Here is a 12481-nt window from a genome sequence, read left to right on the forward strand (position 1 = left end):
CAGGCGGAGTTGTCAAATACGGAAGCAGCAGTGGCGTATGGCCAAAGCCGGCTCCGTCGCACGGGATAACGAGGGTATGGCAGCAAAAACGTCTGGAGGTGCTTCGCCATCATTGAGCAAGACCACTGACAGCGCCGGCCCGATCAACAGGTACGGCAGCACTGTGGGCAAATCGGGTTTGTTGAGCGATTGCGGGCTGGAGTGGTTGTGCGCGTGACATATGCTCGGCTGGGCCTTGTCCATGCCGGTGCAGTGATCCATGTCGGACATCCCGTTGTCAACCGCCGCCATCGTCATGCGTTCCGGCGTGGTCTCGTCGGGACAGACGTACGAAGCCAGAGCCAATTGGGTGAACAGCAAGCTGATCACGGCAATCACGGCGGCAACGAAGCGGGTTGAACGGGATGGTTTCATCACTTTGGACATTTCAACAAGCATTGTGGGGGCGCGTAGCGGCCAGTGTCAAGCTCTTGGAGTAAGCGTGACGTCTCGTCCTTTAAAGCACATGGAGCCGTCAGCGACGGAGGAGCCAACGTGGCTTTCCGCCCTCGCCTCAACATCCGTGGCGTCAAGCATCATCGTGCTTTGCTGGGCTCAACCTGATCAGTTTCTTGATACTTGGATCGGTTGGCAACCGTTTGAGCATGCTGATCTTCGTGCCACCAGTATTAGCAGCCGGGACGATCCCGACCACCGACCCAAGGGCTCCCAGCAGGATGCGTATGACCTGCCCAGGCACTTCCGACGCCGAAGGCGTTTCAATTCCGTTCTGGGCATCCAGTATACGGCTTGACCTTCAAGTAGCTTGAAGGTGTTAAATGTCAAGCTCCTCTACATCTGGTCAGGTTTTTCATTATGAAGTACCCCATTTGGCGTTGGTTCATTTACGTCGCGGCTCTCTGCAGCTTCCTGGCTGGCACGGCACATGCAGAATCCAAATCGTCCGAACCGCAGGTCAGGCAGCTCTGGCAGTTGCTCGATTATGTCGCTGTGGACTACCCCGGCGCCGTCCAGAATGGAGCGGTCATCAGTGAACCTGAGTACGGAGAAATGCGGGAGTTCTCGGCGCGGGCGCAGAGTCAGGTGCAGTCCTTGCCTCCTCATCCATTGCACTCGGAACTGGCCGCAGCTACCGCAAATCTGAGGCACGCGGTCGAACGCAAAGACAGCCCCCAGCGTGTAGGCCAGCTTGCCCGGGAAGCAAACCGACTGCTCCTCCAGGCGTATCCCTTTCCTGTAGCGCCGCGCGCCATGCCCGATCTTTCCCGTGGCGCCGCGCTGTACCAGGCGCAATGCGCTTCATGCCACGGTGCGACTGGTGCCGGCGACGGCGCTCTTGCGGCAAAGCTCGACCCGAAACCGATCGCTTTCACAGATGAGGAAAGGGCCCGCTCCCGTTCTCTCATGGCCCTTTACCAGGTGCTCAGTCAGGGTGTCGAAGGCACATCGATGCCGTCGTTTGCCAACTTGTCCGAGCACGACCGCTGGTCCCTGGCGTTCTATGTTGGCTCCCTGTCTTTCAAGGATACCGAGATTGAAGCGGGGAAAACTGCATTTGCACGAAATGAAGTCCCCGCCGCGGCGCTTCCTGACATGACCGCCCTTGTCACGACGACCGAAGAAGAGCTGGCGAAGGCGATGCCGCCGGCAACCGCGCGAGCAGCGCAGGCATATGCACGCACGCACCCCGACATTGTCCGGGAACAGCAGGAACGCAAGGGGATCGCCCTTGCGCGCAAGCTGCTGCAAGAGAGCCTGGACGCCTTGAAGAATGGCCAGCGCGCGACCGCCACCGATCTTGCCTTGTCGGCCTATCTGGACGGCTTCGAGCCGCTCGAGGCGGCGCTCGACGCGACCGACCGCCAACTGCTGGTCGACGTGGAACGGACGATGCAACTGTACCGGGGGGCGGTCGCTCGAGGTGACGTCGCGGGCGCAACGGCATACGCCCAGCAGCTGGATCAGTACTTTTTACGTGTCGAGTCAGTCACCGGCTCGGACAAGACCGACGCAACGACGGTGTTCGTAGGCGCGCTGACCATCCTCCTGCGCGAAGGTGTCGAGGCCTTGCTGATCGTGATCGCGATGGTTGCGTTCCTGCGCAAAGCCGAACGCCCCCAGGCGCTGCGCTACGTACACGCCGGGTGGATCTCGGCACTGGCCGGAGGTGCGCTGACGTGGCTGGTAGCCACGTACGTGGTCAGTATCAGTGGCGCAAGCCGCGAAGTGACAGAAGGCCTGTCCTCGCTCTTCGCGGCGGCGGTGCTGCTGTCGGTCGGCCTGTGGATGCACCAGAAAAGCCAGGCTGGACAGTGGCAGGCTTACCTGAAGCAGCATCTCACGGCAGCGATGGAAAAGCGCTCGGCATGGGCCTTGTTCGTCCTGGCCTTCGTCGCGGTGTACCGGGAAGTCTTCGAAACGGTCCTGTTCTACTCGGCCCTTGCAGCCGACGGCAACGGCCCTGCACTGATGGGAGGCTTCGTAACGGGCCTCGTCCTGCTGACGATTCTTGCCGCCGTGTTCCTGCGCACGAGCGCACGCATGCCTATTGGTAAGTTCTTTTCATTCAGTTCGGCATTGGTCGCCGCTCTGGCAGTCGTGCTGGTCGGTAAAGGGATCGCAGGCCTGCAGGAAGCCGGATGGTTGATGGCGACCCCAATGCAGGGACCGCGCTTGCCGGTCCTTGGTATCTATCCGACTACGCAGACCTATGGGGCACAGGTGGCTCTGCTCCTGGCGGCCGGGCTTGGCTTCGGACTGAATCTGATCAAAGCGCGAAGGTAGCGAACAGGTATTCAACCATGTACCAGCGCCGGGCAGGAAATGATGACCTAGGACTCGGCCGCGCAGGTGTCGCGGCTGGTGACGGAAGGCGGGCTGATCTTTATAGGAACTGTCATGAAAAATAACGGAAAACGTATCGTTGCGCTCAGTTCACTACTTATTCTCGTTGGCTGCGCTGATCCACGGCTTGGACCGAACAGCAAAACGGGCTGGGTAAGCGAACTCTATACGCAAGAGAAATTGAAGACGAACCGTCCTGCCTGCCTCGCAGGTCTGGACACGGCTCAGATTTCTGGCCATCAATACGCCGAAATTACAGTACCCCATCTTCGCTCTTACAGATATGTCAGCGCCTTAGTGCCCGACTCGATCAAGCCCGAGCTTCACGACAAGGTCGAGATATCTCCTCCTTTTTGCAAGGATGGTGCGTTGCCTCAGGTTGTGCAGATATTGAAGCATGCAAAGCCAAAGAAGCCTGCTGCTGTGGCTACTGACAAGAGCGGACCCCCTTGAGCGCACCAGTTTTTCGGGCCACGTAAATTTTTTGCGTCTTCCGCACCGCAGTAATGATGCTGAGCCGACCTTAACTGGGCGCAGCTGACCCTATCGTTTATCGGAGACCGCATGACTACGAGCAACACCGCACATAGCGACGAGCTGGATCTGGATGCCTCAAACGAGGAGGATCGCAGCATTCTATGGAAAGTCCTACTGATCAACCTGGGACAATGTCTAGCCGGTGTTGCAATTGGAACGTGGGCATCTTCAACCGCCGTGATCGGCGCCGGTCTCGACAATCTAGGAGATGCAGCCGTGTACGCCGTGAGTTTATACGCTGTCGGCCGGTCTGCCGCAATCAAGACCCGTGCCGCCCAGCTTTCCGGCTGGCTCCTCATCGGCTTTGCCTGCCTGTTATTAGTCGAAGTCATTCGCAGGTTTCTCGGCGGCGAAGCCCCGTTGGGGCCGGCCATGATGGCGATGGCCGCTGCAAATGCGCTTCTGAATATTTATTGCATCCGGCTGTTAAAGCAGCATCGGGGGCAGGACATCAATTTCAAAGCCTCAGCCATTTTTACGAACAATGATTCGATCGTGAACGGCGCCATCGTCCTATCGGGCGCGCTGGTGATGTGGACGAACTCAAACCTTCCCGATCTGATTCTTGGAACGGTCGTGTCGTTTATCGCTGCGAAAGGAGGATATGAGATTCTTTCGGAGGCAAAAGAAGCGCAAGAATAGTATCCAGCCGGCTGGAAGCCTGTTTGCAACTAGTCGAGGTAGCGTTCCGTTCCGCCGCCTGTTACAGCGCTATATCACTGTCGTGTTTGCTTATGCACTGTAACCGATGTGCTCCCACTAAACACCGTGTGCAAGACAATAGTTGCCGCGCCCAGCGTAATACCGATGTCGGCAATGTTGAATGCCGGCCAGTGGTACGTGCCCACATACAAGTCAATCCAGTCGACAACGCCCATGCGTGCGGCGCGGTCGATCAGGTTTCCAATTGCCCCGCCAAGTATCATCGCCAACGCTGCCCTCTCCGTGGCCGTCGTCGCCGGCCTCCTGATCATTTGAATGATCAATACCGACGCCAGCACAGCCACAACGATGAACAGGTAACGTTGCCACCCGCCCGCTGTGGCGAGAAGGCCAAAAGCCGCCCCCTGGTTGATAACATGGACAATGTTCAATGCTGGCAGCAGCTCAACCTGCTGGCCGTAGGCCAGCCGATCCACGACCTGGGCCTTCGTGACCAGATCGGTGGCGGCGATCAGTCCGGCGCCCAGGACGGCAGAGAGCGGTGAAAGATGTTTGGCCATGGTTCCGTCAAATGCCTTCCGCTACGTTCTCTGCCGGGCGGGCAAAGCGCTGGTACAGCGTCGGCAGCACGAACAGCGTCAGGATCGTGGCCGAGATCAGCCCACCGATGACCACGGTCGCCAGCGGACGCTGCACCTCGGCCCCGGCGCCTGTCGCCAGTGCCATCGGGACGAAGCCCAGTGATGCGACCAGGGCCGTCATCAGCACCGGGCGCAGCCGCCGCAGCGCGCCTTCGCGAACGGCTTGCGCCCACGGCAATTGTTTTGCCAGGTCGTCGATCGATCCCACCATCACCAAACCGTTGAGGACGGCGACGCCGGACAGCGCAATGAATCCGACGGCGGCCGAAATCGAGAACGGCAGCCCACGCAGCCAGAGCGCTGCAATCCCGCCAATCAGGGCCAGGGGCACACCCGTGAAGACGACTGCGGCGGCGCGCCAGGAACCGACGGCCGAATACAGCAGTACGACGATGAGCGCGAAGCAGGCCGGTACCACGACGGCCAGGCGCATCCGCGCACGTTCCAGGTTCTCGAACTGCCCGCCCCAGGTGAGCCATACGCCGGCCGGTAGCCGTACGTGCGCATCGATACTCGCGCGCGCCTCGCTGACCACGCCGGCAATGTCACGGCCGCGCACATTGGCCTGGACAACCACGCGGCGCTTGCCGTTTTCCCGGCTGATCTGGTTCGGTCCCTTGGCCGTCTCGAGCAGGGCCACCGATCCCAGCGGAACGAAGCTGCCGCTCGGCGTCAGCACAGGCAGCAGGCGCAAGGCTTCCACGTCGTTGCGGGTCTTTTCGCCCAGTTTCACGACGACGTCGAATCGCCTGTCCCCCTCATAGATCGACCCGGCCTCGCGGCCGGCAATGGCTGCGGCCAAGGTGTCGTGCACGTCCTGGGCGGTCAGGCCGACCCGTGCCATGGCGTCGCGATCCAGCCGAACATCGAGCAGCGGAAGCCCCTGCACCTGCTCCACGCGGACGTCTTCCGCGCCCTCGACCGCGCGCAGTTTTGCCGCGACCTGTTCGGCGGTGCGGAGCATGGCGTCGAAATCGTCGCCATAGACCTTGACGGCGATGTCGCCACGCACGCCGGCCAGCAACTCGTTGAAGCGCATCTGGATCGGTTGGGTAAGCTCGTAGTTCTGGCCCGGGATGCCAGCGACCGCTTTCTCGATCTTTTCCACCAGCTCGGCCTTGCTCATCCGTGGTTCCGGCCACTCCGAGCGGTCTTTCACGATGACAAAGGTATCGGTCATGTTCGGCGGCATCGGGTCGGCCGCCAGTTCGGCAGTACCCGTTCTTGAAAACACGAGCTTCACCTCCGGTAGCTTGCCGACCGCCTTCTCCACCGCAAACTGCATGGCCTGGCTCTGCTCAAGGGAAGTGCCCGGAATGCGTGCCACCTGGAGCAGTACGTCCTGCTCGTCGAGCGTCGGAAGAAATTCCTGGCCGAGTGTCGTAAACAGGCCGAGTGCGCCCGCGAAACCGATCGCCGCCAATACGCCGGTCAGCGTCGGCCGCGCGAGAGCACGCTCCAGCAACGGTGCGTACGACGAGGACACGGCCTTGACCAGTTTGTTTTCCTTTTCATCGACATGGCGCGAAAGCCAGAGCGCGATCGCGGCCGGCACGAACGTAAGCGAGAGGACGAACGCGAAGACCAGTGCGAGAATAACCGTCACCGCCATCGGTGCGAACATGCGGCCTTCCACCCCCTGGAACGTCAACAGGGGCGCGTAGACGAGAATGATGATCGCCTGGCCGTAGACGCTTGGCCGGATCATTTCGCGTGCGGCGGCGGCGACGGTCTCGAGCCGCTCCGCCTTCGTCAATATCCTGCCGGTCGCATGCTGGCGTTCCGCGATCCGGCGCAGCGCGTTTTCCACGATGATGACCGCGCCATCGACAATCAGGCCAAAGTCCAGCGCGCCCAGGCTCATCAGGTTCGCAGACAGCCCTGCTTCGAGCATGCCCGCAGAGGTCATCAGCATCGTGACCGGGATGACCGCCGCGGCGATCAATGCCGCGCGCAGGTTCCCGAGGAGCGCGAATAGCACGGCGATCACCAGCAGCGCACCCTCGGTAAGGTTGGTCGCCACGGTCTTGATGGTGGCGTCGACCAGGCGGGTGCGGTCAAGCACCGGCCGGATCAGCAAGTCCGGCGGCAAGGAGCGCGCGATCTCTTTCAGGCGGACATCCACCGCGGCGGCAACCGTCCGGCTGTTCTCCCCGATCCGCATCACGGCGGTACCGACGACGACCTCCTGCCCGCCTTCGGATGCGGATCCGAATCGCACTTCCTGTCCCATGCCGACGGTGGCGACGTGCGAAACCAGTACCGGCGTGCCGCTTCGGGTCGTGATGACGGTCTTCGCCAGTTCCTCGGCTGACGTGATGCGCGCGTCGGCCTTGACAGTTAGGGCTTCCCCGTTCTGAACGACCACACCGGCGCCGGCGCTCGTGTTATTGCGCTCGAGCGCTTCGCCCAGCATGGTCAGGCTGATCCCCAGGGCTGCCAGCCGCTGCGGATCCGGTGTGACCACGTACTGTTTGACGTAGCCCCCGATGACGTCCACGCCTGCCAGCCCTTCGGTATTCTTGAGCTGGGGTGCGACGATCCAGTCCTGCACCGTGCGCAGGTAAGTGGCTTTTTCGGCAGCACTGCGCAGCACTTCGCCTTCTGGAGTGACGTAGCTGCCATCGGCCTGCAGCCCAGCCGCCGGCCCCGCTTTCGGGGTAGGCTTCGAGGCGTATTCGACCGTCCACATGTAGACGTCGCCGAGCCCGGTCGCGATCGGGCCCAGGCTTGCGGTAGCGCCTGGCGGCAGCGAGCGCTCGACGGCGCGCAGCCGTTCAGCCATCTGCTGGCGCGCGAAATAGATGTCCGTACCGTCCTTGAAGACGGTAGTCACCTGCGCAAACCCGTGCCTGGTCAGCGACCGGGTGGATTCCAGGCCAGGTATCCCGGCAAACGCCGTTTCGATCGGATAGGTGATCTGCCGCTCCACGTCGGCCGGCGCGAGCGCAGGTGCAACGACGTTGATCTGCACCTGGGTGTTGGTGATGTCCGGTACTGCGTCGATGGGCAGGCGCGTCAGCGCAAGTGCCCCGAGGATCGACAGGAGGATCGTTGCGATGAGCACGTGCCACCGCCGCGCAACGGAAAAGTTGACGATACGAGCGATCATGGTTGGGTGTCCTTCAGGAGCCGTCGAGTGAAGAGATCAGTCATCGTCTCCCGCCTCTCCTTTTCCATGCTCCGCCTTCAGCAGATACGTATTGCTGACCGCAATCTGTTCGTTGCCTTCCAAGCCGCCCATCACCTTGACGTAGCCGGCCGCGTTGCCGCCGAGGACAACGTGCTTGATCGCGAATCCGTCTCTCGCCCGAACGAATACGCTGGGCCTGTCCTCGACGGTTTGCACAGCCGTCCGTGGAATGGCCAGTTGCGTGCCACCGGCGCTCCCTTCGAGCGCAATCGATGCCCGGACCGTTTCGCCGATACGCCACGCGCCGCGGCCGTTCGACAAGCGTGCAATGGCTCGTACCTGGCGGGTCGCGGGATCGAGGACACGCGAGACATGCGTAATGCGGCCCGTGCCGGTGCGACCGTCGGTCGACACGTCCACGGTCGTGCCCACGGCGATGCGGGCAGCGTCGTCCGGCGAGAGCGAAAGTTCGGCCGTCAGCTCGTTGAGGTCGGCGACCTCGAAAAGATGGGCGTCCGGTGCGACGATGTCGCCCAAGGCGATCTGTCGTGCCGTGACGTTGCCCTTGATGGGTGAGCGCAGCATCAGCCGATTGAGCTGTCCCCCGCTGCTTGCGCCTGCGGCCGCGAGCTGCTGCTCGGCCAAGCGAAGACGGGTGCGTGCTTCTTGCGCGGCATTGCGCGCAATCTCGAATTCTTGCCGCGAAGTGACTTTTTCGCCGTACAGACGTTCTTCGCGTGCAAAATTGGCCTGCGACAGTTCGTACTGCCGCTTGGCGATCTCGACGTCGGCCCTGAGCTGGGCTACGTCACGGCTTTCGATTACGGCAAGCACGTCGCCACGAGCGACCGGGTCGCCAAGGTTGCGCCGGATCTCGACCACCCGGCCACCCACGGCGCTCGAGACCACCGCCGCATGCTTCGGATCCGCCGCGATGACCGCCGGCGCCTCGACGGCCCCGGCGAACGACTGCCGGACTGGCATAACCTCGATTCCTGCCGCTTTGATCTGCTGGTCCGACAGCGCGACAAAGTCTTCCTTGGCTTCGGCCTCGCCGCCTTCTTTCTCCGCAGCTTCGCCCCGCTCTACGGCCTCGCCTTTCTCGGCCTTTTCGGCCTGTTCGCCTTTGGCATTCGCGCTTTGTTCGCCATGTTCGGCAGCGTCTTGACGGCTGGTCGTTTCCGGCTTGGGCGAGCATGCGCTCAAGAGGATCATCGCGGCACACAGGCCCGATCGGAATACCGCTTGCATGGGTCAGTCCTTATAAATTGGAGAGTTGGAACCTTGTAGCCGAGCCAAACGCGCCCGTGCCGTATGAAGTGCTGCGAGCGCATCGACCGAGCTTTCGCGGGTTTCGGCCAGCGAGCGTTCGGCTTCGATCAATTCGAGTTGCGGGAATTTCCCTTCGGCATAACCGATCCTCGCGATACGTGCCGCTTCTTCTGCCGCTGCCAGTGCGGGACCGTTGGCGGCGCGTGCAGCCGCCAGTGCGTCGGCCACCTCAGCTTCTGCCTGTGCAGTAGACTGTTCGACTTCCAGTACGACGGCGCGGCGCACGGCGGACGCGCGATCGAATTCCGCCCGGGACCGTGCAAGCGCGGCGCTGCCCTGGTTGAACAATGGCAGGGGGACGGACAGGCCCAGCACAGCTGCCTTTTCGGAAGTTTCACCATACCGGCGCATGCCGGCGGTCAGCGTGACGTCCGGTACCCGCTCACGCCTGGCCGCATCGACGCGAGCCTCTGCAGCGGCCAGTTCCGCCTCCGCCGTCGCAATCGCCAGCTGCTGCCGCGCCGGCGGTGCCTTCTCGCTCCCTTCGATCTGCTCAAACCAGGCAGACGCTATCGAGAACGGCATTGGCGCGCCTGTCAGCCGTGCGATCGTTTTCTGCGCCAGCTCGGCGGCACGCATTGCTTTTCCCAGGCGAACCTCGGAATTAATTCGTAGCACGTCGGCCCGTTGCTCTTCTATGGGAGATGCTTTTCCGGCCCGTACCCGCTCGCGTGCCGCGTGATGCGCGCGTTCGGCCAGCTCATGACCGGCTTTTGTGATCGCAAGGTAGCGCTCACTGGCGGCAAGCGTAACAAACGCCGCGGTGATCTGGAACGTCAATTCGGCTTCAGCGGAGCGCGCACCAACGTCGGCAGCAGCGCGCTCGGCCTGGGCCACACGTAGCCTGGCGCCCCGCTTGCCGCCCAGCTCGAGGGGCATCGACAGTGAAACCGTCTTTTCTCCCCCGCCAAAACCGGAATAGCGCCCTGAGCCCATCACATTTTCCGCTTCCACGGAAAGTGTCGGATTCGGCCGCAGGCCGGACAGGCGCACATTGGCGTCTGCAGCCCGCAGTGCTGCATCGGCGCTCTGCAGTTGCGGCGCCTGGATGCGGGCTCTGGCAACGGCTTCGGCAAGCGTCAGTGCAGTGCTTTCGGCAAAGGCAGATCCCGCAACTGCGCACATGGCCAGCAACGCTGCGGTGACACAGAGATTCATCTTGGTGCGCATAGGTGAATTCGCTTGACGGATTAATAAATGAACTTTATAAACCTTGAAGTCACTTTAAGGTCAAGCATATGTCACGCACTTTTACGATAGGTCAGCTGTCCGCCGCGGCGCAGACCCCTGCGCCGACGATTCGCTATTACGAAAAAATCGGGTTGCTCGATTCTCCATCGCGGACCGGCAGTAACTATCGGCTGTACGGCAGCGAGGATGTGGCCCGCCTGAGCTTCGTTCGCCGTGCCCGGGAAATCGGCTTCACGATCGATCAGGTACGCAGTCTGTTGGCCTTTTCCGATAGCCGCGATGGCGACTGCTGTGCAGTGACTGCGCTGACCGAGCAGCATCTTGCAGAAGTCGAGCAGAAGATCAGAGACCTCAACTCACTGAAAGAACACCTGTCCCGTCTGCTCATTTCATGCCAGGGCGGCCGAGTTTCCGATTGCGGCATCATCGGCGCCCTGTCACCTCAGCAATAGATTATTCCTCCGGCTGGACGGTTCTGACGTGGCGAACACGCTTGACCTTGAAGCGGGTTGAAGCTTTATCCTTCGAACAATTCCGATCCTAGGCTCATCGTCATGACACAAGACCAAACCGCTACGGCAGCCCGCCTCGAAACCGAACTATTTGTCTCGAAGATGGACTGCCCGTCCGAAGAGAATTTGATTCGGATGGCCTTAGGCAAAGTTTCGGGCATCGACAACATTGCCTTCGACCTCAACACCCGCACGGTGACTGTGCTCCACGACGGCAAAGCGGACGCCCTCGTGCAGGTGCTGCAGCCCTTGCGGCTGGGTGTCGAATTGCGCGGATCCCGTCCAGCCAGGCCGAAAGTCGACAGCAAACGTACGCTGAGTACGCTCGGGATTCCCAAGATGGACTGCCCTTCCGAGGAAAACATGATCCGCATGGCACTGGCGGATGTCGGCGGCATTCATTCCTTGAACTTTGACCTTTCCCAGCGGCAGCTCCATGTTGCGCATATGGGGGAAGTCGATCCGATCTTGCAGAAACTTGGCCCGCTGAAGCTTGGTGCCCATCTGATCGGGTCGCAACTGGATTCGTCCCATGAAGAAGCCAGTCAAGACAAGGCCGGCGACGCATCGGAGGCGAAGACGCTCTGGTTGCTGCTAGCTATCAACGGCATCATGTTCGTGGTCGAGCTGATCTGGGGGCTGGTCGCAGAATCGACCGGTTTGGTCGCTGATTCATTGGACATGTTTGCGGACGCCGCTGTGTACGGCCTGGCCCTGTACGCAGTGGGCAGGGCTGCGGCGATGAAGACGCACGCAGCACACCTGGCCGGCTGGCTGCAGCTCGTGCTCGCGCTGGGCGCCCTCAGTGAAGTGGTACGCCGGGCCTTCTTCGGAAGCGAACCGGAATCGGGCCTGATGATGGGCGTTGGCGCGGTAGCCCTGGTTGCGAATGTGGCTTGCCTGGTGTTGATCGCAAAGAAACGCGACCGCGGGGCGCACATGAAGGCAAGTTATATTTTCTCGGCGAATGACGTTATTGCAAACATCGGCGTGATTGCTGCCGGCGCACTCGTCACCTGGACCGGATCGCCTTATCCCGATTTGATTGTCGGCACGGTGATTGGCGTGATCGTACTTTCGGGCGCACGTCGCATCCTGAAGCTGAAGTAAGGATATGAGCGCATAAGACAAACGATCCCACGTGCTATACTTTTCTTCATGACCGCCCGACGCTTCATCTACCTAGTCCTGACGATCCTCGCTCTTCAGCTCAGTTGGAGTGTGGTTGCTGCTTATTGTCAGCACGAGTCGGGCCGTGCCGCCCAGCATTTCGGTCATCATTCGTCGGAGGCCGACTCGCACAAGCTCGCCTCCGCTGAGAAGGACAAGCCGACGGGTTCCAACAAGAAAGTCGCAATGCACTCGCACTGCGCTTCCTGTGCTCACGCGACGCTTTCGTTTGAAGGACTTCCTGTTGCGCAAGTGATTATTGAGCCGGTCCGTCTGGCGCCGCCGGCGCTCCAGCTTCAATACTCCTCCTTATACTCCGCTCGTCCCGAGCGGCCTCAATGGATCTCCGCCGTCTGATTCGGCGGCAGATCGTATACATCCACTCATCATTGTGCGGGCGGGCCTGAGAAGGCCATCCCGATACGTCTCGCTGCTGAATAGCCTTCGTTTTCAATAAC

12 protein-coding genes are annotated in these 12481 nt (G+C 61.2%); 6 read left to right on the top strand and 6 right to left on the bottom strand.

Going from position 1 to position 12481, the window contains the following annotated elements:
- Positions 1-12 precede the first annotated feature (12 nt).
- Both QPK31_RS13305 and QPK31_RS26235 read right to left on the bottom strand, forming a co-directional pair.
- Positions 13-426 carry a hypothetical protein gene (locus QPK31_RS13305; RefSeq protein WP_290423410.1) on the bottom strand — a complete coding sequence of 138 codons (414 nt, stop codon included), beginning with the start codon at positions 424-426 and terminating at the stop codon, positions 13-15.
- A 142-nt stretch (positions 427-568) separates the two neighbouring features.
- Positions 569-784: a DUF3703 domain-containing protein gene (locus QPK31_RS26235; protein ID WP_374045808.1), complete on the bottom strand. Its 216-nt coding sequence runs from the start codon at positions 782-784 to the stop codon at positions 569-571.
- 71 nt (positions 785-855) lie between these two features.
- Between QPK31_RS26235 and QPK31_RS13310 the strand changes: the two genes are divergently transcribed.
- The 3 genes from QPK31_RS13310 to QPK31_RS13320 all read left to right on the top strand — a co-directional run bounded on the left by QPK31_RS13310 (position 856) and on the right by QPK31_RS13320 (position 4023).
- Positions 856-2784 carry a cytochrome c/FTR1 family iron permease gene (locus QPK31_RS13310; RefSeq protein WP_290423411.1) on the top strand — a complete coding sequence of 643 codons (1929 nt, stop codon included), beginning with the start codon at positions 856-858 and terminating at the stop codon, positions 2782-2784.
- 114 nt (positions 2785-2898) lie between these two features.
- A complete protein-coding gene (locus QPK31_RS13315) occupies positions 2899-3297 on the top strand; it encodes a hypothetical protein (protein ID WP_290423412.1) in 399 nt (132 codons plus the stop codon).
- Positions 3298-3408: 111 nt separating this feature from the next.
- The gene (locus tag QPK31_RS13320) at positions 3409-4023 is read left to right on the top strand and encodes a cation transporter (RefSeq protein ID WP_290423413.1); all 615 of its coding nucleotides are present in this window, start codon (positions 3409-3411) and stop codon (positions 4021-4023) included.
- Between the two features lie 74 nt (positions 4024-4097).
- On the opposite strand, the gene lspA is transcribed toward QPK31_RS13320, so the two are convergent.
- The 4 genes from lspA to QPK31_RS13340 are packed head-to-tail and all read right to left on the bottom strand — an operon-like array spanning position 4098 to position 10320.
- Positions 4098-4604 carry a signal peptidase II gene (lspA, locus tag QPK31_RS13325; protein WP_290423414.1) on the bottom strand — a complete coding sequence of 169 codons (507 nt, stop codon included), beginning with the start codon at positions 4602-4604 and terminating at the stop codon, positions 4098-4100.
- Positions 4605-4611: 7 nt separating this feature from the next.
- Positions 4612-7797 carry an efflux RND transporter permease subunit gene (locus tag QPK31_RS13330; protein ID WP_290423415.1) on the bottom strand — a complete coding sequence of 1062 codons (3186 nt, stop codon included), beginning with the start codon at positions 7795-7797 and terminating at the stop codon, positions 4612-4614.
- 36 nt (positions 7798-7833) lie between these two features.
- A complete protein-coding gene (locus QPK31_RS13335) occupies positions 7834-9069 on the bottom strand; it encodes an efflux RND transporter periplasmic adaptor subunit (RefSeq protein WP_290423416.1) in 1236 nt (411 codons plus the stop codon).
- A gap of 3 nt (positions 9070-9072) precedes the next feature.
- A complete protein-coding gene (locus QPK31_RS13340; RefSeq protein ID WP_290423417.1) occupies positions 9073-10320 on the bottom strand; it encodes a TolC family protein in 1248 nt (415 codons plus the stop codon).
- A gap of 68 nt (positions 10321-10388) precedes the next feature.
- Between QPK31_RS13340 and QPK31_RS13345 the strand changes: the two genes are divergently transcribed.
- From QPK31_RS13345 to QPK31_RS13355, 3 genes are all read left to right on the top strand, one after another.
- Entirely contained in the window at positions 10389-10793 is a 405-nt protein-coding gene (locus tag QPK31_RS13345; RefSeq protein WP_290423418.1) for a helix-turn-helix domain-containing protein, read from the top strand.
- Between the two features lie 102 nt (positions 10794-10895).
- On the top strand, positions 10896-11963 hold the full coding sequence (locus QPK31_RS13350; RefSeq protein ID WP_290423419.1) for a cation transporter: 1068 nt from the start codon (positions 10896-10898) through the stop codon (positions 11961-11963).
- 48 nt (positions 11964-12011) lie between these two features.
- Positions 12012-12380 (top strand): hypothetical protein, encoded by a 369-nt coding sequence (locus QPK31_RS13355; RefSeq protein WP_290423420.1) that lies wholly within the window; start codon positions 12012-12014, stop codon positions 12378-12380.
- Positions 12381-12481 lie beyond the last annotated feature (101 nt).

The sequence above is a fragment of the Massilia sp. YIM B02769 genome, assembly GCF_030411995.1.
Taxonomy (GTDB): Bacteria; Pseudomonadota; Gammaproteobacteria; order Burkholderiales; family Burkholderiaceae_D; genus Telluria.

Excerpts from the sequence above, each read along its gene's own strand:
- QPK31_RS13340 (WP_290423417.1), bottom strand. The coding sequence starts at position 10,320 with ATGCGCACCAAGATGAATCTCTGTGTCACCGCAGCGTTGCTGGCCATG.
- lspA (WP_290423414.1), bottom strand. The coding sequence starts at position 4,604 with ATGGCCAAACATCTTTCACCGCTCTCTGCCGTCCTGGGCGCCGGACTG.
- QPK31_RS13305 (WP_290423410.1), bottom strand. The coding sequence starts at position 426 with ATGTCCAAAGTGATGAAACCATCCCGTTCAACCCGCTTCGTTGCCGCC.
- QPK31_RS13320 (WP_290423413.1), top strand. The coding sequence starts at position 3,409 with ATGACTACGAGCAACACCGCACATAGCGACGAGCTGGATCTGGATGCC.
- QPK31_RS13335 (WP_290423416.1), bottom strand. The coding sequence starts at position 9,069 with ATGCAAGCGGTATTCCGATCGGGCCTGTGTGCCGCGATGATCCTCTTG.
- QPK31_RS13350 (WP_290423419.1), top strand. The coding sequence starts at position 10,896 with ATGACACAAGACCAAACCGCTACGGCAGCCCGCCTCGAAACCGAACTA.
- QPK31_RS13310 (WP_290423411.1), top strand. The coding sequence starts at position 856 with ATGAAGTACCCCATTTGGCGTTGGTTCATTTACGTCGCGGCTCTCTGC.
- QPK31_RS13315 (WP_290423412.1), top strand. The coding sequence starts at position 2,899 with ATGAAAAATAACGGAAAACGTATCGTTGCGCTCAGTTCACTACTTATT.
- QPK31_RS13345 (WP_290423418.1), top strand. The coding sequence starts at position 10,389 with ATGTCACGCACTTTTACGATAGGTCAGCTGTCCGCCGCGGCGCAGACC.
- QPK31_RS13330 (WP_290423415.1), bottom strand. The coding sequence starts at position 7,797 with ATGATCGCTCGTATCGTCAACTTTTCCGTTGCGCGGCGGTGGCACGTG.
- QPK31_RS13355 (WP_290423420.1), top strand. The coding sequence starts at position 12,012 with ATGACCGCCCGACGCTTCATCTACCTAGTCCTGACGATCCTCGCTCTT.